Source organism: Cobetia amphilecti, assembly GCF_032923285.1.
Lineage (GTDB): Bacteria > Pseudomonadota > Gammaproteobacteria > Pseudomonadales > Halomonadaceae > Cobetia > Cobetia amphilecti.
This window is the reverse complement of sequence record NZ_CP136695.1, coordinates 4,025,808-4,046,840: the sequence shown is the minus strand read 5'-3', so window position 1 is coordinate 4,046,840 and position 21,033 is coordinate 4,025,808. Positions and strand designations below refer to the sequence as shown.

Annotated in this window: 18 protein-coding genes; 8 read left to right on the top strand and 10 right to left on the bottom strand. The window is 63.3% G+C overall.

What is annotated here, in order from left to right:
* The first annotated feature begins 342 nt into the window (after positions 1 to 342).
* The 5 genes from trxA (at position 343) to folM (ending at position 5,883) form a co-directional block, all read left to right on the top strand.
* Positions 343 to 669 carry a thioredoxin gene (trxA, locus tag R1T44_RS17075; protein WP_043332999.1) on the top strand — a complete coding sequence of 109 codons (327 nt, stop codon included), beginning with the start codon at positions 343 to 345 and terminating at the stop codon, positions 667 to 669.
* Positions 670 to 1,265: 596 nt separating this feature from the next.
* Complete coding sequence (gene rho, locus R1T44_RS17070; protein WP_043332997.1) at positions 1,266 to 2,525, top strand: transcription termination factor Rho; 1,260 nt, start codon at positions 1,266 to 1,268, stop codon at positions 2,523 to 2,525.
* A 170-nt stretch (positions 2,526 to 2,695) separates the two neighbouring features.
* Positions 2,696 to 4,165, top strand: a complete 1,470-nt coding sequence (gene ubiD / locus R1T44_RS17065; protein ID WP_317292318.1) for a 4-hydroxy-3-polyprenylbenzoate decarboxylase — start codon at positions 2,696 to 2,698, stop codon at positions 4,163 to 4,165.
* Positions 4,166 to 4,251: 86 nt separating this feature from the next.
* Positions 4,252 to 5,046, top strand: a complete 795-nt coding sequence (locus tag R1T44_RS17060) for an FAD-binding oxidoreductase (protein WP_043332993.1) — start codon at positions 4,252 to 4,254, stop codon at positions 5,044 to 5,046.
* A gap of 123 nt (positions 5,047 to 5,169) precedes the next feature.
* On the top strand, positions 5,170 to 5,883 hold the full coding sequence (gene folM, locus R1T44_RS17055; protein ID WP_317292317.1) for a dihydromonapterin reductase: 714 nt from the start codon (positions 5,170 to 5,172) through the stop codon (positions 5,881 to 5,883).
* A gap of 177 nt (positions 5,884 to 6,060) precedes the next feature.
* Here the strand turns inward: folM and R1T44_RS17050 are convergent, their stop codons facing one another.
* Together R1T44_RS17050 and R1T44_RS17045 are read right to left on the bottom strand one after the other, a co-directional pair.
* Entirely contained in the window at positions 6,061 to 6,771 is a 711-nt protein-coding gene (locus R1T44_RS17050; RefSeq protein ID WP_107335921.1) for an anti-sigma factor, read from the bottom strand.
* Positions 6,750 to 7,304, bottom strand: coding sequence for a sigma-70 family RNA polymerase sigma factor (locus tag R1T44_RS17045; RefSeq protein ID WP_043332989.1), 555 nt, complete (start codon positions 7,302 to 7,304; stop codon positions 6,750 to 6,752). Before R1T44_RS17045 ends, R1T44_RS17050 begins: the two co-directional genes overlap by 22 nt.
* Positions 7,305 to 8,022: 718 nt before the next feature.
* On the opposite strand from R1T44_RS17045, the gene R1T44_RS17040 reads away from it, so the two are divergent.
* Together R1T44_RS17040 and R1T44_RS17035 are read left to right on the top strand one after the other, a co-directional pair.
* On the top strand, positions 8,023 to 9,183 hold the full coding sequence (locus R1T44_RS17040; protein WP_317292316.1) for a 3-deoxy-7-phosphoheptulonate synthase: 1,161 nt from the start codon (positions 8,023 to 8,025) through the stop codon (positions 9,181 to 9,183).
* A 255-nt stretch (positions 9,184 to 9,438) separates the two neighbouring features.
* Positions 9,439 to 11,580, top strand: coding sequence for a PhoX family protein (locus R1T44_RS17035; protein ID WP_317292315.1), 2,142 nt, complete (start codon positions 9,439 to 9,441; stop codon positions 11,578 to 11,580).
* 206 nt (positions 11,581 to 11,786) lie between these two features.
* Here R1T44_RS17035 and ppk1 read toward each other — a convergent pair whose 3' ends face one another.
* Both ppk1 and hemB read right to left on the bottom strand, forming a co-directional pair.
* On the bottom strand, positions 11,787 to 14,072 hold the full coding sequence (ppk1, locus tag R1T44_RS17030) for a polyphosphate kinase 1 (protein WP_131432772.1): 2,286 nt from the start codon (positions 14,070 to 14,072) through the stop codon (positions 11,787 to 11,789).
* Positions 14,073 to 14,120: 48 nt separating this feature from the next.
* Positions 14,121 to 15,140, bottom strand: coding sequence for a porphobilinogen synthase (gene hemB / locus R1T44_RS17025; protein WP_284726898.1), 1,020 nt, complete (start codon positions 15,138 to 15,140; stop codon positions 14,121 to 14,123).
* A gap of 654 nt (positions 15,141 to 15,794) precedes the next feature.
* Between hemB and elbB the strand changes: the two genes are divergently transcribed.
* Entirely contained in the window at positions 15,795 to 16,481 is a 687-nt protein-coding gene (elbB, locus tag R1T44_RS17020) for an isoprenoid biosynthesis glyoxalase ElbB (protein ID WP_284726899.1), read from the top strand.
* 159 nt (positions 16,482 to 16,640) lie between these two features.
* On the opposite strand, the gene tatC is transcribed toward elbB, so the two are convergent.
* From tatC to R1T44_RS16990, 6 genes are all read right to left on the bottom strand, one after another.
* On the bottom strand, positions 16,641 to 17,432 hold the full coding sequence (tatC, locus tag R1T44_RS17015; RefSeq protein ID WP_317292314.1) for a twin-arginine translocase subunit TatC: 792 nt from the start codon (positions 17,430 to 17,432) through the stop codon (positions 16,641 to 16,643).
* A complete protein-coding gene (gene tatB, locus R1T44_RS17010) occupies positions 17,432 to 17,830 on the bottom strand; it encodes a Sec-independent protein translocase protein TatB (RefSeq protein ID WP_043332982.1) in 399 nt (132 codons plus the stop codon). Before tatB ends, tatC begins: the two co-directional genes overlap by 1 nt.
* Before the next feature lie 5 nt (positions 17,831 to 17,835).
* Positions 17,836 to 18,090: a Sec-independent protein translocase subunit TatA gene (tatA, locus tag R1T44_RS17005; RefSeq protein WP_043332981.1), complete on the bottom strand. Its 255-nt coding sequence runs from the start codon at positions 18,088 to 18,090 to the stop codon at positions 17,836 to 17,838.
* 109 nt (positions 18,091 to 18,199) lie between these two features.
* Positions 18,200 to 18,535: a phosphoribosyl-ATP diphosphatase gene (locus R1T44_RS17000; RefSeq protein WP_043332980.1), complete on the bottom strand. Its 336-nt coding sequence runs from the start codon at positions 18,533 to 18,535 to the stop codon at positions 18,200 to 18,202.
* A gap of 201 nt (positions 18,536 to 18,736) precedes the next feature.
* Complete coding sequence (ubiB, locus tag R1T44_RS16995) at positions 18,737 to 20,365, bottom strand: ubiquinone biosynthesis regulatory protein kinase UbiB (protein WP_043332979.1); 1,629 nt, start codon at positions 20,363 to 20,365, stop codon at positions 18,737 to 18,739.
* Positions 20,362 to 21,030, bottom strand: a complete 669-nt coding sequence (locus tag R1T44_RS16990) for a ubiquinone biosynthesis accessory factor UbiJ (RefSeq protein ID WP_131432768.1) — start codon at positions 21,028 to 21,030, stop codon at positions 20,362 to 20,364. The genes ubiB and R1T44_RS16990 overlap by 4 nt, the downstream gene beginning before the upstream one ends.
* Positions 21,031 to 21,033: the final 3 nt, after the last annotated feature.

Genomic DNA, 21,033 nt, shown 5'->3' with positions numbered 1-21,033 from the left:
TCCTGCGACGGCTTCCTTGCGTAGCGACCATGGCGCAATGAAGTTGTCGTGAGCGTGGGCGGCCACCGGACGCGAGCCTGCTGCGGGAAGATGACGCTGGCAGCAGGTCGCGGCGGCGACTCTCGCAAGATTGCGGCGACTGGCCAGAGGTGTCAAACCGGTGGCATACACGGCGCCATCACCACGAGGGGCTGGCGGCACATTCAGCGCATGGGGCATGCTATTCTAGCGGCGTGATATGACAGAACGACGAAGTCGCGGGTCACCATCACGCTCAATGAGTCGCAAGCCATCACGCAGCACAATCAGCAAGACCAACCGGGTCTGGGAGATAACGTCGCGATGAGCGAACGTGTGGTACCGATTGCAGAAAGGGACTTCGAATCCGTGGTGCTGGAGAGCGAGCATCCGGTGCTGGTGGATTTCTGGGCTTCCTGGTGCGGGCCGTGCAAGAGTGTGGCACCGACGCTGGAATCCCTGGCCGAGGAATACGAAGGGCAGCTCAAGATCGTCAAGGTCGATGTCGATGAAGCCCCTGAACTCGCCGCCCGCTTCGGCGTGCGCGGTGTGCCGACATTGATGCTGTTTGTGGGCGGCAATGTCGAAGCCAGCAAGGTGGGCGCCATGCCGCGCGCGCAGCTGGCAGCCTTTCTGGATGCCAATCTGTGAGTCGGGCCTTGCCGCCGCCGGGTGCCTTGAGCCGTCAGTGAAAGCGCCACGTCAGCGGCGGCTATCGCAGCGCTGACTGGCCGCTAGCGAGCGCTTCAGGCAGCGCCGGGAGCGCCACCAGGCCGCCGGGGCTTGCGTTCAGGGGCCGGCTTGACTACCATCGAGGCGTTCGCCTGATTACACGCTCTCTGATTGCGTCATGTCGACCGTCCCACGGTCCCCCAGTTGTCAGCCAGCCCTCTGGTAATGCTGCCCGCGACACGCCGGCCAGCCACTAGGCGATTCATACCGCTAGATTCCATATCGAGAAGACTTTTCTGTCAGGAAGCATGACGCTCCGTGTCCCTTCGACCGGTCCGTCGTCGCTAGACATCCGTAGCTCGACACTCCGTTGCTGAATTCGTTGTTCGGCCGTGGTGAGTGATCTTTCCTGAACTTTTGGCACCTGTCTTCATCCAGCTCAGGCGCTTGCCTCCGGGAATGCTGTCGAGCTCTGTCTGCACCTTTGCAGTGCCGGTCCTTGCCTTCTGCCCGTCTTCTCGATTCCCTTCTTATCTATCAGCCCTGCTGACCTGAGCCACGTTCAAACAAAGCCGATGAATCTTACCCAACTCAAGCAAAATACTGTCCCCGAACTGCTGGAACTTGCCCAGACGATGGGCATCGATAATCTGGCACGTTCGCGCAAGCAGGACATCATCTTCGCCATCCTCAAGAAGCACGCGAAAAGCGGTGAGGACATCTACGGCGACGGCGTTCTGGAAATCCTGCAGGACGGCTTCGGCTTCCTTCGCAGTGCAGACTCTTCCTACCTCGCGGGCCCTGATGACATCTACGTTTCACCGTCCCAGATCCGTCGCTTCAATCTGCGCAAGGGCGACACCATTTCCGGCAAGATTCGTCCGCCGAAGGAAGGGGAGCGTTACTTCGCGCTGCTCAAGGTCAATCAGATCAACTTTGACCGCCCCGAGAATGCCAAGCACAAGATCCTGTTCGAGAACCTGACGCCGCTGTTCCCGCAGTCGCGCCTGCTGATGGAAATCGGCAACGGTTCCACCGAAGACATCACCTCGCGCATCCTTGATCTGACCGCACCGATCGGCAAGGGCCAGCGTGGTCTGATCGTCTCGCCGCCCAAGGCGGGCAAGACGATGATGCTGCAGAACATCGCCGCCTCCATCACGCGCAACAACCCCGAATGTCACCTCATCGTGCTGCTGATCGATGAGCGTCCCGAGGAAGTGACCGAGATGTCGCGCACCGTGCGTGGCGAAGTCGTGGCTTCCACCTTCGATGAGCCGCCGGCCCGTCACGTCCAGGTCGCCGAGATGGTGATCGAGAAGGCCAAGCGTCTGGTCGAGCACAAGAAGGATGTCGTCATCCTGCTCGATTCCGTGACCCGTCTGGCGCGTGCCTACAACACCGTGGTGCCGTCCTCCGGCAAGGTGCTGACCGGTGGTGTCGACGCTCACGCGCTCGAGAAGCCGAAGCGCTTCTTCGGTGCCGCGCGCAACATCGAAGAAGGCGGCAGCCTGACCATCCTCGCCACGGCGCTGGTCGATACCGGTTCCAAGATGGACGAAGTCATCTTCGAGGAATTCAAGGGCACCGGTAACATGGAAGCTCACCTCGACCGCAAGCTGGCCGAGCGTCGTGTCTTCCCGGCTCTCAACATCCGTCGCTCCGGCACGCGTCGTGAAGACCTGATCGCGTCCGAGGATGAAATGCAGCGCATGTGGATCCTGCGCAAGCTGCTCAACCCGATGGAAGATGTGGCAGCCACCGAGTTCCTGATCGATCGCCTGAAAGATACCAAGACCAATCTCGAGTTCTTCGAGGCCATGAAGCGCCGCTGATCGACTCTGGCCCAGCCGGCTGGCTGGCCATGCTCTCGACAGGTGCTTGCCATGTGCTTGCCAGGACGCCCACTTCCCGCCCGGGAAGTGGGCGTCTTGCGTTGCTGACCTGCCGAGTGCCGGCTGGCAATGGTATGCTCGGGACTTGATCAAGCCGAGCGGAAACTCCCATGCAGTATCGAGACTTACGCGATTTCATCGCGGCGCTGGAAGAGAAGGGCGAACTCAAGCGCATTCGTGCCGAGGTGGACCCCTATCTGGAGATGACCGAGATCTGCGATCGCACCCTGAAGGCGGGTGGTCCGGCGTTGCTGTTCGAGAACGTCAAGGGCCACAGCATGCCGGTGCTGGGCAATCTGTTCGGCACGCCGCGGCGCGTGGCGCTGGGCATGGGCCAGGAATCCGTCGAGGCGCTGCGCGAAGTCGGCGAGCTGCTGGCCTTCCTCAAGGAGCCGGAGCCGCCCAAGGGTTTCCGTGATGCCTGGGACAAGCTGCCGATCTTCAAGCAGGTGATGAGCATGGGGCCGAAGAAGGTCAAGCGTGCGCCCTGTCAGGAGATCGTGCTGGAAGGGGAGGATGTCGATCTCGACATGATTCCGATCCAGCACTGCTGGCCCGGGGATGCCGCGCCGCTGGTGACCTGGCCGCTGGTGATCACCCGTGGTCCGCACAAGGAGCGCCAGAACCTCGGCATCTATCGTCAGCAGAAGCTCGGCAAGAATCGCCTGATCATGCGCTGGCTGGCACACCGTGGCGGCGCACTGGACTTCCGCGAGTGGCAGAAGGCCCATCCGGGCGAGCCCTTCCCGGTCGCGGTGGCACTGGGTGCCGATCCGGCCACCATCCTCGGCGCTGTCACGCCGGTACCGGATTCACTCTCCGAGTATGCCTTTGCCGGTCTGCTGCGCGGCTCGCGCACCGAGCTGGTCAAATGCGGCCTGTCGGATCTCGAAGTCCCGGCCAGCGCCGAGATCATCCTGGAAGGCTATCTGTATCCGGGTGACGTGGCACCGGAAGGCCCCTACGGCGATCACACCGGCTATTACAACGAGGTGGAGACCTTCCCCGTCTTCACCATCGAGCGCATCACCCATCGGCGCGACCCGATCTATCACTCCACCTATACCGGGCGTCCGCCGGATGAGCCGGCAATTCTCGGCCTGGCGCTCAATGAAGTCTTCGTGCCGATTCTGCGCAAGCAGTTCCCGGAGATCGTCGACTTCTATCTGCCGCCGGAAGGCTGCTCCTACCGCATGGCGGTGGTGACGATGAAGAAGCAGTACCCCGGCCACGCCAAGCGCGTGATGATGGGGGTCTGGAGCTTCCTGCGTCAGTTCATGTACACCAAGTTCGTGATCGTGCTGGATGACGATGTCGATGCCCGCAAGTGGGAAGATGTCATCTGGGCCATCACCACGCGCATGGACCCGAGCCGTGATACCGTTCTGGTCGACAATACGCCGATCGATTATCTGGACTTCGCCTCGCCAACGGCGGGGCTTGGCTCCAAGATGGGCATGGACGCGACCAACAAGTGGCCCGGCGAGACGGACCGCGAGTGGGGCGAGCCCATCGTGATGAGCGAAGAGATCACATCCCGTGTCGATGAACGCTGGGACAGTCTGGGCATTCTGGACTGATTCCGCGACAGACCATCAACACCCATGCATTTACCCTGTCGTTGCGCGGCGCGCTGGCGGCAGGCATCAGATAACAAGAGGATACGATGACGGCGCGGACCCTGACCTGTCATGTCGAGAGTGTGGAAGATCTGACCCCGGACGTGTTTCGTGTGCGCTTCGCCGCACGTCCCGAGGCCCTGGCGCACGCGCCGGGCCAGTATCTCGAGATGAAGCTCGATGACACCACCTGGGTACCGTTCTCCATCGCCAATGCCGCCAGTGATGATGGCGTGCTCGAGCTGCATATCCAGCATTGGCCGGAGCGCAGCAATTCCGCGCGTCTGCGCAGCTTGCTGGTCGCGGCCAATCAACTTGAGCTGCGTCTGCCCAGTGGCGAGTGCGTACTGGACCTCGACGACCCCAGCCCCATCGTGCTGATCTGTGCCGGCACCGGCTTCTCGCAGATGCACGCCATGCTGCAGGCCGCCTTCGCGCGTGGCCTGACCCAGCCCATCGAGCTGTGGTGGGCGGCGCGTGAGCGGCGTGATCTGTATCTGGAGAGCGCGGCGCTCAACTGGGCCGCCAGTCAGCCCAACTTCCGTTATTTCCCGGTGCTGGAAGAAGCGCCGGAAGTCGGTGATGCCCACCATCGCGCGCTGGAAGCGGCCGGTGTCGAGGCCGCTTTCAATGGCCATCTGGGGCGTATCGATGAGGCGCTGCGCAAGCACGCGGGCAGCATGGCGGGCAAGCGCGTCTATCTGTCCGGCTCGCCGGGCATGGTCTATGCCTGTGTCGATGCGCTGACGCCATTGGGTGTCGAGGCCAGCGCGCTGAGCTCCGATGTGTTCAGCTATGCACCACGCGAGCCGCTGCTGGACCCGGCGCTGGTCTCGGCCTGAAGCAGCCTGACATTGCTTGAAGCTGCCTGACATTGCCTGACATTGCCTGACATTGCCTGAAGCTGCCTGACATTGCCTGAAGCTGCCTGAAGCTGCCTGACATTGCCTGAAGGAGTCGAGTGAATGAGTCAGTCCCCGATACTGATCACCGGCGGCGCCCAGCGTCTGGGGCGCTATTGTGCCGAGCGACTGATCGATGATGGTCATCCGGTCATCATCAGTTATCGACGCGAGCGGGAAGAGCTCGATGCCCTGCGCGCGCTGGGCATTCGCACCGTGCAGGCGGATTTCTCCAGCGAGGCAGGCATCCAGGCCTTCATCGCGGCGATTCGTGAGCTGACTCCGATGCTGCGGGCCATCGTGCACAATGCCGGCGACTGGGCGCCGGATGGCGACGGCGAGGGGCAGGGCGAGCTGTTCGAGCACCTATTCCGTGTCCACATGCAGGCGCCGTACCTGATCAATCTGGCGCTGCGCGATCTGCTGGAAGCCGGAGTCGAGACGCAGGCGGACATCGTCCACATGAGTGACTTCGTGGTCCAGAAGGGCTCGCGCAAGCATGCGGCCTACGCGGCCAGCAAGGCGGGACTCGAGAACCTGACCTTGTCGTTCGCGTCGATGTTCGCGCCACGCATCCAGGTCAACACCATCGCGCCGGCGCTGATCATGCTGCGCCCGGACGATGATGACGACTATGCCGAGCGTGCGCGCGCCAAGTCGTTGATGCAGCAGGTACCCGGGCCAGGCGTCATCTGGCAGGCGCTGCGCTATCTGCTGGATAGTCCCTATGTCACGGGCACGACCCTGCCGGTGGATGGTGGCCGCCACCTGCGCTGATAGCTTCTGTCAGTGGTCTTTCGGTTATCGCTTTCGACTTCCGAGGCGTGACATTCGAGACCTGAGCACTGCACAAAAAAAGCCCCCGCTGAAAAGCGGGGGCTTTTTTCGTTGCTGCGACCGTTGCTGCGACCGTTGTTGCGATCATTGCTGCGACATCGTGCACTAGCGAAGCGCTTACAGGATGTGGCGGCCTTCGACCGGCGTCAGCTGACCCTTCTTGAGGGTCGGGCCCATCTGGTTGCCGGAGGGCGCGCCCTGCGGGCTTTCCAGCGTGATCACCAGGTCGCTGTCGGGGAAGGCGGCCAGATACTCCTTGGGCACCTCGACCTTCATGGTGCCGGAGTGCGGCAGGATGCCCAGTGACATCGGCTCCTTGCCATCCTTGGCCATCAGCCACAGCTCGCAGACCTTGCCGGGGGCCGGCGCTTCGGGCCTGACGGCCTGCACCATCATCTCGCCCGAGTGGGAGGCGTTGACGATCCAGCCGGGGCTGCTGTCAGAGTTGTTGACCACGAACACGTAGTCGCTCTCCATGCCCGCGTTGTGCCCCAGGCTGAAGGTCAGGGTGACTGCCAGCGCCAGGCTGAACGCCGTGGCGGTCATGCCCTGCCACAGGCCCAGGCGACGCCACCAGGGCTGACGGGCGGTGCCCGTCGCCTCGGCGATGCCTTGCCAGACATGGGCCGGTGGCGTGACGGGGGGAAGCTGTTCATTGAACACGTTGAGATGCTCGCGCCAGCGCTCCACATCACGTTGCAGGTCGTGGCTGACGGCCAGCAGTGACTCGAATGCCGCGCGCTCGTCGCGTGTCAATGTGCCGAGCGCATATTCGCCCGCTGCGGCTTCGCGCAGTTCCGGGTCGCTCAGATCAAATGACTCATGCATGTCTTCAACCTCTCGAGTCCACGACGGACCCAGCTCTTGACGGTGCCCAAGGGCTGGTCCAGTTGATTGGCCAGATCCTGGTGGGTGAGGCCTTCGAAGTAGGCCAGTTCCAGGGCGCGGCGTTGATCGTCATTCAGCTCGGCCAGGCACTGGTGGAGTTCACCACTGTGCTGGGCCAGGTCGACATCTGCCTCGATATCACTCCGCCCCGGCATGGCGGCGATCAATTCATCGCTGTCATGCTCGCTGGGTCGCTGTCGACGTATCCAGTCGATGGCGATGTTGCGGGTCATGGTGCCGAGCCAGGTCATCGGGCGGGCGCGGCCGGCGTCATACTGGGCGGCGGCGGCCCATACCCGGATGTAGACCTGCTGAAGACAATCCTGCGCGGATGCCTCATGTCTCAAGATACGCAGCAACTGAGCGTATAGATGCGCACTGGTCGCTCGATAGAGCTGATCCAGTGCCTTGGCATCCTGCCGGGCGCATCCCGACAGATACTCAATCAGTGCATCATTTCGGGAATCCTGCATGCATGCATTCCAAGCTGTGGGCGCGGTGTCAGGCACCGCTGGACGAATGCGTGTTGCCGATCATGTTGCTCGACAACCAAAGATTATACTGATGCCACTTCAGGCTGATAGCCCTTCTTTATGCGTGCGGGCAACGGTTTGTTGCCGGTTCACGCTTGCGCAGGACGATCTGGAGTGCAAGGATAGGCCTATCACCTTTTTCATCGTCACCACTGGATACCGGCCCGACCCATGAATCAGACCACCAGCCACCGCCCGTTCACTGTCGCTGCCTGCCCTTCGGGCCAGGCGGCGTGTGCGGCCGGCTATTGGTATTGGTTTACACAGGGGCGCGCCTGAGGTTACGGCGCGCCTGTCTCGTACGGGCTGCCACCACCTTGAAGAACCCCCGGTCGCAGCTACGGCCGGGGGTTCTTGCGTTTCGGGCCTTGCGAAATCCATGACGAGAGGCATGTCACCCTAACGTGCCGACAATGATTGCAGCATGAATGACGAGAGGAATGACCATGCGCACCACTATCCTGACTACCCGCTTTTCTCTTGCCTCCGCTCGGGTCGTGCATGGTTATTGGCGCTGGCGATTTAGCGGCGTCCTGCCTCTTTCCGCTGTCACCGCGGGGCAGGGCGAGCAACACCGGGGTGACGATTCGCGAAGTCCCTGTCTGTCAGAATGAATATTGCGTGATGGAGCCGATGCTTCATCACAGGAGAGAAGACCATGAACGCCAGCCTTGAACGCGTGTTGACCGCCAACCCGCACACTGCCGACGCCACTGCTGACCCCTTGACTGCCGAGAACGCCACCGTGACCCGCTCTGATGCCGCCCAGACACCGACCACACCCGGACGCATCAGTCGTGAAGCCCTGCCCAGCGCCAGCGAATTGCGCGAGCAGCTGCCGGTGGACGCCGACCTGGCCGGCCAGATTCGCCAGCATCGCGATGAGATCAACGCCATTCTCGCCGGCGACGATGATCGCCTGCTGGTGGTGGTGGGGCCGTGCTCCATCCATGATCTCAAGGCCGCGCGCGAGTACGCCCAGCGCCTGGCGGTGATCGAGCCGCAGGTGCGTGATCGCCTCAAGCTGGTGATGCGTGTCTATGTCGAGAAGCCGCGCACCACGGTGGGCTGGAAGGGGCTGGCCTATGATCCGCATCTGGATGGCAGCGATGACATGGCCACCGGCCTGCGTCAGGCACGCGAGCTGATGCGCGAGATCAACCAGCTGGGCCTTCCGGTGGCGACGGAGCTGCTGCAGCCGCTGACCGCCGCCTACCTGGAAGACCTGCTCGGCTGGGCGGCCATCGGCGCCCGTACCACCGAGTCGCAGATCCATCGCGAGATGGCCTCCGGCCTCGGCTGTGCGGTGGGCTTCAAGAACGGCACTGACGGAGGCGTCGAGGTCGCCGTGCAGGCCATCGGGGCGGCGGCGCATGGGCATCGCCACTTCGGCATGGATGACAGCGGACGTCCGGCGCTGATCGAGACCGCGGGCAACCCGCATACCCATGTGGTGCTGCGCGGCGGCCATGGCCAGCCCAACCATGACGCCGCCTCGGTGGCCGCCTGCCGGCGTGAGCTGGAAGGCGCTGGCCTGACGCCGCGTCTGATGGTCGATTGCAGCCACGCCAATTCCCGCAAGGACCACCGCCGCCAGAGCGAAGTGATGCTGGATGTGCTCTCTCAGCGCCTGGCGGGGGATGATGCCTTGATCGGCGTGATGCTCGAGAGTCACCTCAATGAAGGCAAGCAGGCCTTGCCGGCAGCGGAGAAGCTCTCCCAGCTGCGTCATGGCGTGTCCGTCACCGATGCATGCCTTGGCTGGGAAACCACCGAGCACCTGCTGAGCCTGGCCGCCGAGCGTCTGCGCGAGGCCTGAGATCAAACGCCAGACTCGCGTCTCGGTGGGAGGATGACGTCGCGCTTGCCTGATGTTTGCTGAATTTGTCGGCTTGTCCTGAAGTCCCCAGCGCCCAACGGTCGAAAGGCCGTTGGGCGCTGTCGTCTCTTGCCTTTGTTGCCCGTTCGTCACGGAATTGTCATCGGGCTCGCGTATCACTCTTGTTGCCTTCGGCATGCCCTCAAGGGGCATGCCTGAACAGAACAACCCGAAACCTGACTACGGGGAAGCGACATGAGCAAGGAAATCGAAGACCATCGCCTGCTTAATCCCAGCAGCAACGAGACGTTCTCATCCGTCATCGAACGACACATCTCGCGTCGTCGTGTCCTGCAGGGTGGCCTGGGCATGGCGGCTGCCAGCATGCTGGGTGGTTTCGGTCTTGCGGGGCTGAGCACCACGGCCAACGCCGCCAGCAATGCTGCGGGCGAGAAGACGGCTCTGGCACTGGCCTTCGAATCGATCAAGGGTTCACGCACGGATGCAGTCGTGGTTCCCAAGGGGTATACCGCACAGGTGCTGGCGCCATGGGGCACGCCGCTCAATGCCAAGGCACCCAAGTGGAGCAAGGACCTGGCGATGACGCCGGAGATCCAGCTCAACACCGTCGGCATGCATCACGATGGCATGCACAATTTCGCCTTGAGCGACGACACGGCCTCCAGCAACTTCCTGCTGGTCATGAACAACGAATACATCGATCAGGATGCTCTGTGGGCGCCCAAGGGCGGTGCGACCAATGCGGATTCCGGCAAGCGTCCGGCCGATGAAGTGCGCACCGAGATCAATGCCCACGGCGTGACCATCGTCGAGGTCAAGAAGGCCAGCAATGGCAAGTGGGAAGTGGTGGGCGATTCGCGCTACAACCGCCGCTACACCAGCGCCAGCGAAATGAAGCTGAGCGGCCCGGTAGCGGGCAGCGATTACGTCAAGACGGCCTTCTCGCCGGACGGCATGCGCACCCGTGGTACCAACAACAACTGCGCCAACGGCTACACCCCGTGGGGCACCTACCTGACCTGCGAAGAGAACTGGCCGGGCTACTTCGTCAAGCGCAGCGATCGTCAGCTCGATGACAACCGCATCGGCATCGAGACCGAGCGTGGCCGCTATGGCTGGGAAACCGCCGCCGGGGATGCCAGTGAAGTCGATGGCGAATTCGCGCGTTTCGACAACACGCCGACGGCAGACAGCGCCGACAAGGATTACCGCAACGAACCGCGGACCTTCGGCTATATCGTCGAGATCGACCCCTACACCGGCGAGCAGGCCATCAAGCGCACCGCGCTGGGCCGCTTCCGTCACGAAGGTTGCTGGCCGGGCAAGCTGGTCGAGGGTGAGCCGGTGGTCTTCTACTCCGGTCACGATTCGCGCAACGAGTACATCTACAAGTTCGTGTCAGACGCCAAGTGGGACGCCGCTGATGCCCGTGGCGCCGGTGACTTCAAGGACCGCCTGGCGATCGGCGACAAGTACCTGGACAAGGGCACGCTGTATGTCGCCCAGTTCTCCGCCGATGGCACCGGCACGTGGCTCAAGCTGACCCCGGACGCCGTGACCAAGGATGGCCGCACCCTGGCCGAGGCACTGGGGCTGGCGGCCGATGACCTGGCTGGCATCATCATCCACACCACCGATGCGGCTGACCTGATGGGCGCGACCCCGATGGACCGTCCGGAGTGGGGCGCGGTGGACCCGGTGTCCGGTGAGGTCTACATGACGCTGACCAACAACTCCAAGCGCACCGAGGAAGGCACTGACGCCGCCTTCACCAACGATGGCACCGCCATCGAGGAGCCGGGTGTCGGTTACAAGACCGCGCCGACCAACGCGGCCAATCCGCGTGGCAACAACGAGGCGGGGCAGATCATCCGCTGGCGTGAAGCGGGCGATCACAAGGCCTTCGATTGGGAGATCTTCGTGTTCGGCGCAGCGGCCAGCGATGCCGACAACCTGTCCGGCCTGACCGAGATGAACGAGTTCGCCAGTCCCGATGGCCTCTACTTCGACGGCCGCGAAGGTCAGGACAGCATCCTGTGGATCCAGACGGACAATGGCTACGAAGGCATCACCGAGGTCACCAATGACCAGCTGCTGGCGGTCGTGCCGGCAGGTCTCGAGCAGGCCGAGGGAGACGCGGCCGTAATCGGTGCCGACAACCAGGCGCAGCTCAAGCGCTTCGCGGTGGGCCCGAACGGTTGTGAAGTCACCGGGATCTTCACCACCCCGGACAAGACCGCGATGTTCATCAACATCCAGCACCCGGCCAACTGGCCGCAGAGCGATGACGCCACCGCCGAAACTGACGGCAGTGTGCGTGCCCGCGCCGCGACCGTGGTCATCCAGCGCGAAGATGGCGGCCAGGTCGGCGTCTGATGTAAGCCGCCGCGCGTCAGGTGTGAACGCAAAGCCCCCGTATCGATGATACGGGGGCTTTTTCATGCGCCTGAATCTGGCCCCGCTTCGCTTGAGGGTGCTTGGTCGATCAAGCGGGTGGGGAGGGCCAACGACAACGGCCCCCACGCAAGCGTGAGGGCCGAGAGTTCATGAACTTTGTTCTGTCCTGACCTCGTCGAGCGCGATCAGGCCTTGGCGGCGTAGGCGAACAGCAGGGTTTCCTGCACGCTGATCGGTTCCGCGTCGCCGGCATCCAGCTGGGTGTAGTGGCCATCGCTTTCCAGACGCCAGCTCTGGCAGTTGTCGACCAGATAGGTGTCCAGGTCCTTGCGGATACGCTGGGCAAGCTTCTTGTCGAGCAGCGGGAAGCAGGTCTCGACGCGGTGGAACATGTTGCGCTCCATGTAATCCGCGCTGGAGCACCAGGTTTCCGGCTGACCGGCATTGTGGAAGTGGAAGGTGCGCGTGTGTTCGAGGAAGCGACCGATCACCGAGCGCACGCGGATGTTGTCGGAAATCCCCGGCACGCCCGGGCGCAGACAGCAGACGCCGCGGATGATCAGGTCGCACTGCACGCCAGCCCGCGAGGCGCGGTAGAGGGCGCGAATCAGCTTGGGCTCGGTCAGTGAATTGCATTTGATGATGATGTGGGCGCGCTTGCCTTTCTCGGCGTTGCGCGCTTCACGGTCGATCATCTCCACCATGCGCTCATGCAGCGTGAAGGGCGCGTGCAGCAGCTTCTCGATATTGCGCTGCTTGCCCATGCCGGTCAGCTGCTGGAAGACCTTGTGGACGTCCTCGCACAGCGTCTCGTTGGCGGTCAGCAGGCTGTAATCGGTATACAGGCGCGCCGTCTTGGCATGGTAGTTACCGGTGCCCAGGTGTGCGTAGTGACGCAGCTCGCCGTGTTCACGTCGCACGATATGCAGCATCTTGGCGTGGGTCTTGTAGGCCATCACGCCGTAGATGACGATGGCGCCGGCTTCCTGCAGGCGCGAGGCCAGCTGCAGGTTGTCGGCCTCATCGAAGCGCGCCCGCAGCTCGATCACCACGGTGATCTCCTTGCCCTGACGTGCGGCTTCCACCAGCGAGGAGACGATGTTGGAGTCGGCGCCGGTGCGATAGAGGGTCTGCTTGATGGCCAGCACGTTCGGGTCGCGCGCCGCCTCGGCGAGCAGGTTCTCGACCGGGGAGAAGGACTGGAAGGGGTGATGCAGCAGGATGTCCTCGCGACGGATCGCATCGAACAGGCTGTTGTCGCCCTTGAGCGCCTTGGGAATGCCCGGAGTGAACGGGGCGTAGAGCAGGTCCTCGCGGCCGACGTCGCCGATGACTTCCATCAGGCGGTTGAGGTTGACCGGGCCCTTGACCTGATAGAGGTCACGCGTTTCCAAGTCGAACTGCTTGAGCAGGAAGGTGTAGAGCGCTTCCGGGCAGTTGTCGGCCACCTCGAGACGCACCCCGTCGCCGTAGCGGCGCGCCAGCAGCTCGCCACGCAGCGCGGAGGCCAGGTCGGAGACATCCTCGGCATCCACCGAGAGGTCGGCGTTGCGGGTCAGGCGGAACTGATAGCAGCCCTTGATCTTCATCCCCGGGAACAGCTCCTGGGCGTGAGCGTGGATCATCGAGGACAGGAAGACGTATTCGGTGTACCCCGGCTCGACGAGGCCATCCGGGATGCGGATCAGACGCGGCAGCGAGCGCGGGGCCGGCAGGATGGCCAGGCCACCTTCACGACCGAAGGCATCCTTGCCTTCCAGCTCGACGATGAAGTTGAGGCTCTTGTTGACCAGGCGCGGGAACGGGTGCGACGGATCGAGACCGATCGGGCTGATGACCGGCTGGATCTCTTCCTCGAAGTAATCGCGCACCCAGGCCTTCTGGGCATCGTTCCACTGATTGCGGCGACGGAAGCGGATGTGCTGCTCTTCCAGCGCGGGGATCAGGTCCTCGTTGAGCATGCGGTACTGGCGTTCGACCTGCTCATGCGTGATGCGGGACACCTCATCGAGCACCTTGCTCGGCAGCATGCCGTCACAGCCGGGGTCGGTGCGATCGAAGGCGATCTGATGCTTGAGACCCGCCACGCGAATCTCGAAGAACTCGTCCATGTTGGACGTGAAGATCAGCAGGAACATCAAGCGGTTGAGCAGCGGATGCGAGGTATCCTTGGCCTGCTCGAGTACGCGGATGTTGAATTGCAGGTTGGACAGCTCGCGATTGAAGTACAGCGCCGGATCAGCGAGATCAGCCTCGGGGGAGGGAGTGGCCTTGGCATGGATACCGGTACGCGTCCGGTTGACGCGCAGGGGCAGCGGCTCCTGAGCCGGCGGCTCATCCGCCGCCAGCTCGATCTCGCCTTCCCGTGGGGTGGATGCTGCCTTGGGGGCAGCATCCTTGTCGCGACTGTCAGCGACTTCCGGCAGGGTCGCCGTGTTGTTGTCGGTGTCTTGCTTGGGCGTCTGTTCCATCATCAACTCCATGATCCCGGTCAGCCGCATCCGCAATGGCCGGGGTTGTCAAAGGCGGTTTTTCTGCGCCAGCAATTCGGCCGCCTGGCGAGCAAAATAGGTGAGGATGCCGTCGGCACCCGCACGCTTGAAGCACATCAGCGACTCGAGAATGACCTTGTCGGCATCCAGCCAACCGTTCTGGAAAGCCGCCATGTGCATGGCGTACTCACCGCTGACCTGATAGGCGAAGGTCGGCACTTCCAGCTCGCGCTTCACACGCGTTACCACATCAAGATAGGGCATGCCCGGCTTGACCATCACCATGTCAGCGCCCTCGGCGATGTCCATCGCCACCTCATGCAGGGCTTCGTCGCTGTTGGCGGGGTCCATCTGGTAGGTCTGCTTGTCGGCCTTGCCCAGATTGCCGCTCGAACCGACCGCGTCACGGAACGGGCCGTAGTAGTTGGAGGCGTACTTGGCCGAGTAGGCCATGATGCGCGTGTTGATCAGGCCTTCCTGTTCCAGCATGGCGCGGATGGCGCCGATGCGGCCGTCCATCATGTCGGAGGGCGCGATGACATCGGCACCGGCTTCCGCGTGTGACAGCGCCTGCTTGATCAAGGTCTCGACGGTGCGGTCGTTGAGCACGTAGCCGTCTTCGTCGAGGATGCCGTCCTGACCGTGAACGGTGTAGGGGTCGAGCGCGACATCCGTGATGACGCCCAGCTCCGGCAGCGCTTCCTTCAAGGCGCGCACGCAACGCTGCACCAGGCCGTTGGCGTTGTAGGATTCTTCGGCATACAGCGTCTTGGCCTCGGCATCGACCACCGGGAAGAGCGCGATGGCCGGCACGCCCAGAGCGTGGACGGCGCGGCATTCTTCGACCATGAGGTCGATGGACAGGCGCTCGACGCCCGGCATGCTGGGCACGGCTTCACGACGCTGGGAGCCTTCGAGAACGAAGACCGGCAGGATCAGGTCATCGGCCGTCAGCTGATTTTCACGCATCAGGCGGCGAGAGAAGTCGTCCTTGCGCATACGGCGCATACGAGTCGCAGGAAACTGGCGCGGGGTACGTTGGCTCAAGAAATGCTCTCCGGGTCGGGTGGTCCGCTCCCGTGATGGTCGCAGGCAGTCTAGGTCTATAATATTTCATTAATATTACAGTGATGCCAGCGGTCATGGGGCAAGGCCGGTCACGTGAGGTGCCAGCAGGGGCTGAACATGACGACAAGGCGTCTGTCGGGCGACGAGAAGGCCTGGCTTGCGGCCTGCAAGTGGGTGGCCCGTGACGGGAGCCGTCGTCCCTGTGGCAGGGTCAATTGAGTATATCAGCGTTGACTTGTGGCCACAGGCGCAGGAGATGTGTCGCGGTGTCGCGCCTCATGCACGCCCCGTATGGGGCGGGTGTGGGGCCTGACAGACCCCGCCGGACAACCGCGGCAAGCCTCCGGCACCAGAGCCTTGATGACATGCGAGTGGACGAGGAGCAGCACTTGAGTTGTGCCAGGGCCGCCCATAGTCTTGAGAGGATGCGCAGTGACATGCCTCGCCTGCACGCCTGTCACTGTCCTGCCGCGTGGCGGTCGCGCATCTTCGGTGCCGCTGAAGCGTCTCGCGCCTGGCATGACGCTGGGCATGAAATCAGGCTCGGCATTCGAATCAGTCACGCGCTTGTATTAGTCTTTTCTGACCTGTCCGGCAATCGCCGCGCACAGCTCATCGTCAATGGAGTAACCCATGACCAAGCAGGTAGCCCTGATCCTTTCCGGTTGCGGTGTCTTTGATGGCTCCGAGATCTATGAAACTACCCTGACGCTGCTGCGTCTCGATCAGCTGGGCATTGCCTATGAGTGCTTTGCACCGGATGTCGCGCAGCACCACGTGATCAATCACGGCACTGGCGACGAGATGGAGGAGACCCGCAACGTGCTGGTCGAGTCCGCGCGTCTGGCACGTGGCAAGGTGCGCCCGCTGGAAGAGCTGTCAGCGGACGACTTCGATGCGCTGATCCTGCCCGGCGGCTTCGGCGCCGCCAAGAATCTGTGTGACTTTGCCGTCAAGGGTGAGGACCTCGAACTCGTCGCGGGCCTGCAGGAAGCGGTGCAGCCCTTCCACGCGGCCGGCAAGCCGATCGGCGTGATGTGCATCGCGCCGGTGATGGTGCCCAAGCTGCTGGGGGAAGGCATCTCGGTCACCATCGGCAACGACGCCAGTGTCTCCGGGGCGATCAGTGCCCAGGGCGGCCTGCACAAGAGCTGTGAGGTGACGGACATCGTCGTCGACGCCGCCAACCGTGTCGTCACCACTCCGGCCTACCTGCTGGCGGAGCGCATCAGCGAAGCGGCCCAGGGCATCTTCAAGCTGGTCGAGCGCATCGATAGCTGGATCGAGGACGACAAGGCGCGTGCCGCCGAGCAGGACTGACCTTGACACGCCGGTGCGTCTGGCGTGATAGCGCGTGGCTGGTGTGAGCAAGTTCCCTGGAAGCACAAAGCCCCCAGAAACAGAAAGCCCCGCCGGTGACCCGGCGGGGCTTTCTGTTTTTATGCTCTGATTCTGATGCTCGATTGCAGGCAGCCACGTTCAGGGCGCTTCCTGCGATGCCTCATCGTCTGAGGCCGCACGACGGCGCTTGAAGAGGCGCGAGGCCAGAATGCCAACCTCGAACAGCAGCCACATCGGAATCGCCAGCAGCGACTGCGAGATCACGTCCGGCGGTGTCAGCAGCATGCCGACCACGAAGCAGGCGATCACGATATAGGGGCGCTTCTTGCTCAGTGCCTCCACCGTGGTCGCGCCGGTCCAGATCAGCAGGAAGGTGGCGATGGGGATCTCGAAGGCCACCCCGAAGGCGAAGAACAGCTTGAGGACAAAATTCAGGTACTGATTGATGTCCGTCATGATCGCCACGTTCTCGGGGCCCGTGGTGGTGAAGAACTGGAACAGCAGCGGGAACACCACGTAGTAGGCGAAGGCCGCCCCGGCATAGAACAGCAGGATGCTGGAGGCCAGCAGCGGCTGGGCCAACGCCTTCTCGTTCTCATAGAGGCCCGGCGCGATGAACGCCCAGGCCTGATAGAGCACGGCGGGAATCGCCAGGAACAGCGCCACCACCAATGTCAGCTTGAAAGGCGCCAGGAAGGGCGAGGCCACTTCGGTGGCGATCATCTGCGAACCCGGTGGCAGCAATGCCATCAGCGGTTCGGCGACATACAGGTAGATCTGGTTGGAGAAGCCGTACAGCGCGGCGAATACCACCAGCACCACCAGGGTGGCGCGCAGCAAGCGCGAGCGTAGCTCGATCAGGTGCTCGATGAGCGGCGCATGTGCGGCGTCGCCCTGACCACCTGACGGTGAGGCATGTGGATCACTCATCAGGAACGTGGCTCTCGTGATTCACGGGTGTCGGAAGCAGTGCTCGGCTCGGTGGCCGGCGCACCATTCTCGGCAGGGCGGGGGCTGGTCTCAGCGCCGGAGGCGCCTGCATCGCGGGACGTGCTGGACTCGGTGATGCCGCGCTCGACATCGCGTGCCTCGTTGCGCGCATGAGCGAGCGTCTCATCGAGCTGCTTCTTCTGCTCGTTGAGCGTCTGACGCAGTTCCTCGGCTTCCAGCTGGGCACTGATTTCCTGCTGAATGCCCGAGACACTGCGCTTGATGCGTCCCAGCCACAATCCCGCAGTGCGGGCGGCCCGGGGCAGACGCTCCGGGCCGAGCACGATCAGCGCCAGCAGCGCGATCAATGCCAGTTCAAAAAAGCCGATATCGAACATGCGGGTTACGAGCGCTTGTCAGCGGTATCGCGGCTCTCGGCCTCGACATCGATGGTGTCGCCACGCTTTTCCTCATGCGCGACCTTCTGCTGGGCAGTCGGCTCGTCGCTCTTCTTCTCTTCTTCCTTCATCGCGCCCTTGAAGCCCTTCACGGCACCGCCGAGATCAGAGCCGACGTTGCGCAGCTTCTTGGTCCCGAAGATCAGGATGATGATGCCGAGCACGATGAGAAGCTGCCAGATACTGATGCCACCTAACATGGGAAATTCTCCATTTGGGCCGCTGACACCGGGTCATTGGGCCTTGAGACTTGCAGGGTGCTGGCACCGCTGCCGGAAAGCCGACTTGCGCCGGAAGAATACGGGTCCTTCACTGGCCGCGAGCGGCCTTTTCATCATGGCCGGAAACACCGAAGCGGCGTGCCAGCTCATCCAGCACTTCCTGATGATCCAGCCCCAGGTGCGACAGCATGACCAGTGAATGGAACCACAGGTCAGCGGTCTCACCGATCACGGCACGCTGCGAGTCCACGTCGTCGTGAGCGAAATCCTTGGCGGCCAGTACGGTTTCGGTCGCCTCTTCGCCAATCTTCTCCAGTACCTTGTTGAGGCCCTTGTGATGCAGGCTCGCGACATAGGAGGAGGTCGGGTCAGCGTCGCGCCGTTCTGCCAGTACCACTGACAGACGGTTGAGAATATCACTCATGAATCATCATTCCTGAAAGCTTGGGTCTTGCGTTAAGTCATCGAGTTCTGCGCTGACGGCACGCCTTGCACGGCAAACGGCGCGGCGCGGGCAGGCGACTCAGGATGCAAGTGTTATATGTCATTCATATTGCACTGCGTCCCATGGGGCGGCAAGTGTCGTTGCGCGCCGGGCCAGTCAGGCCATCATGTCTGCCTGCGGCTAGCGCCACAGCAATAACACGATTCCCAGTCCTGCGCCCACCAGTACCGCCACGGGCTGGGTCTCCGCCCAGGCCATCAAGGGCTGCCAACCGAACGCGCCGGCCACCAGCAGCAGGCCCGCGCGCAGTCGCCAGCTGGTGCTGGAGGCGTGATTGACCCGGTCGCGCAGCGTGGTGATGGCCTCTGTCTGGCGTTGACGGGCGCGATGCTCGTCCTCGATGCGCTCCATGGCCTGGAAGGCCATCGCCGGCAGCTGTGGCAGCTGATGCGACAGCTCCGGCGCCTGCTTGACCATCTCGGCCCAGAACGCCTTGGGGCCGGCGCGCTCCTTCATCCAGCGCTCCAGATAGGGGCGGGCGGTGGCCCACAGGTCGAGGTCCGGATACAGCTGGCGGCCGAGGCCCTCGATGTTGAGCAGGGTCTTCTGCAGCAACACCAGCTGCGGCTGGACTTCCATGTTGAAGCGGCGCGCGGTCTGGAACAGCCCCAGCAGGACCTGGCCGAAACTGATGTCCTTGAGCGGCTTCTCGAGAATCGGCTCGCAGACGGCACGTATGGCAGCGGCAAACTCGTTGGCGCGCGTGCCTTCGCCGACCCAGCCGGACTCGATGTGCAGCGCCGCGACCTCGTAGTAATCCTGGCGGAAGAAGGCCAGCAGGTTGCGGGCCAGATAGTCCTGGTCCTCGCGGGTCAGGCTGCCGACGATGCCGCAGTCGATGGCGATGAACTGCGGGTCGTGCGGGTTCTCGCGCGAGACGAAGATGTTGCCGGGGTGCATGTCGGCGTGGAAGAAGTTGTCGCGGAATACCTGGGTGAAGAAGATCTCCACGCCGCGCTCGGCCAGCTTCCTGAGGTCGGTGCCCTGCGCCGTCAGCTCCTCGATATCGGCGACCGGAATGCCGCGGATGCGTTCCTGCACCATCACGCGGCGGCGCGTCAGTGGCCAGTGGATGGCCGGGACGTAGAGCAGCGGCGAGTCGAGGAAGTTGCGCTTGAGCTGGGAGGTGTTGGCAGCCTCCTTGTGCATGTCGAGCTCGTCGAACAGCGTCGCCTCGTAGTCGGCGACGACCTCGACCGGGCGCAGGCGACGGGCTTCCGGCGAGACCTTCATCAACAGGCGCGCGAACATGTAGAGCAGGCCGATGTCCTTGCGCATCACTTCCTCGATGCGCGGCCGGATGACCTTGACCACCACGTCCGAGCCATCGTGCAGTCGTGCGGCATGTACCTGGGCGATGGAGGCGGAGGCCAGAGGCTGGGCCTCGAATTCGGCGAAGGCTTCCTCGACCGACATCTCGAGTTCCTGCTCGACCAGCTCCCGCGCGACCTGGTTCTCGAACGGCGGCACCTGATCCTGCAGGCGCTTGAGTTCGTCGGCGATGTCCGGCGGCAGCAGGTCGCGGCGCGTCGAGAGCATCTGACCGAACTTGATGAAGATCGGGCCGAGGGCCTCGAGCGCGAGACGCAGACGTTCGCCACGCGTGCGTCTGCCGATGGGGAACAGACGCAGCGGCGACAGCTTGAGCAGCGGGCGCAGCAGGGCCGGCACGCGCCCCGGCGGCACCAGGTCGTCGAGGCGGTAGCGGGCGATGACCCACAGGATGCTCAGCAGGCGATAGAGTCTCACGACGGCTGGCACTCCCGCTCGGCAGGTTGATGGGAGGTGGCGGCCTCGAGATGACGGCGCAGCCGCGCCAGACGTGCTTCGGTGCGATCCAGACACTGGGTCAGCTCGGTCAGCTCGTCGCGGGCGACGCGCATCTGTGCCTGACCGGGCAGCCAGCGCGCCTCCTCGGTGAGGTATTCGCGCAGGTCCAGCTCCAGCTCACGGCGGCTGATCAGGCCGAAACGCCCGAGGCTGCGCAGACCGCTGGCCAGGCTATGGCCGGGGGCTTCGCCGAACCATTCACTGAGCGCGCCTTCCCAGTCCAGGTCGAGGTCCATCACCAGGTCTCGGGCGCTCTCCAGCAGATGGATACGGCCACGCACGGCGAGACGGCCCTCGAACATCAGGCGCTCGATGGATTCACCGGACAGCAGGGCGGCGGCGGTCTCCATGTCGAGCTCCACCACCACATCGCCATCGCTCTCGTTGGCCTGGGGCAGGCGCAACAGGTGCAGGCCCTGCAGGTCGAAATGCACCAGCAGGTCAAAGGCGGGGCGTTCGACACGCACCAGCAGGCGTCGGCCTGCCAGTGCATTCAGGCGCGACGTCGAGGCCGGGTCGCGAGCAAGCAGCTGATTCAGCGTCCGCTCAGCGGTAGCCAACAGCAGGGGGGTCAGCAATGCCATGAC

What these genes read in the sequence shown, in the direction of transcription:
- trxA (WP_043332999.1), top strand. Translation starts at nt 343, where the DNA reads ATGAGCGAACGTGTGGTACCGATTGCAGAAAGGGACTTCGAATCCGTG.
- rho (WP_043332997.1), top strand. Translation starts at nt 1,266, where the DNA reads ATGAATCTTACCCAACTCAAGCAAAATACTGTCCCCGAACTGCTGGAA.
- ubiD (WP_317292318.1), top strand. Translation starts at nt 2,696, where the DNA reads ATGCAGTATCGAGACTTACGCGATTTCATCGCGGCGCTGGAAGAGAAG.
- R1T44_RS17060 (WP_043332993.1), top strand. Translation starts at nt 4,252, where the DNA reads ATGACGGCGCGGACCCTGACCTGTCATGTCGAGAGTGTGGAAGATCTG.
- folM (WP_317292317.1), top strand. Translation starts at nt 5,170, where the DNA reads ATGAGTCAGTCCCCGATACTGATCACCGGCGGCGCCCAGCGTCTGGGG.
- R1T44_RS17050 (WP_107335921.1), bottom strand. Translation starts at nt 6,771, where the DNA reads ATGCATGAGTCATTTGATCTGAGCGACCCGGAACTGCGCGAAGCCGCA.
- R1T44_RS17045 (WP_043332989.1), bottom strand. Translation starts at nt 7,304, where the DNA reads ATGCAGGATTCCCGAAATGATGCACTGATTGAGTATCTGTCGGGATGC.
- R1T44_RS17040 (WP_317292316.1), top strand. Translation starts at nt 8,023, where the DNA reads ATGAACGCCAGCCTTGAACGCGTGTTGACCGCCAACCCGCACACTGCC.
- R1T44_RS17035 (WP_317292315.1), top strand. Translation starts at nt 9,439, where the DNA reads ATGAGCAAGGAAATCGAAGACCATCGCCTGCTTAATCCCAGCAGCAAC.
- ppk1 (WP_131432772.1), bottom strand. Translation starts at nt 14,072, where the DNA reads ATGGAACAGACGCCCAAGCAAGACACCGACAACAACACGGCGACCCTG.
- elbB (WP_284726899.1), top strand. Translation starts at nt 15,795, where the DNA reads ATGACCAAGCAGGTAGCCCTGATCCTTTCCGGTTGCGGTGTCTTTGAT.
- tatC (WP_317292314.1), bottom strand. Translation starts at nt 17,432, where the DNA reads ATGAGTGATCCACATGCCTCACCGTCAGGTGGTCAGGGCGACGCCGCA.
- tatB (WP_043332982.1), bottom strand. Translation starts at nt 17,830, where the DNA reads ATGTTCGATATCGGCTTTTTTGAACTGGCATTGATCGCGCTGCTGGCG.
- tatA (WP_043332981.1), bottom strand. Translation starts at nt 18,090, where the DNA reads ATGTTAGGTGGCATCAGTATCTGGCAGCTTCTCATCGTGCTCGGCATC.
- R1T44_RS17000 (WP_043332980.1), bottom strand. Translation starts at nt 18,535, where the DNA reads ATGAGTGATATTCTCAACCGTCTGTCAGTGGTACTGGCAGAACGGCGC.
- R1T44_RS16990 (WP_131432768.1), bottom strand. Translation starts at nt 21,030, where the DNA reads ATGGCATTGCTGACCCCCCTGCTGTTGGCTACCGCTGAGCGGACGCTG.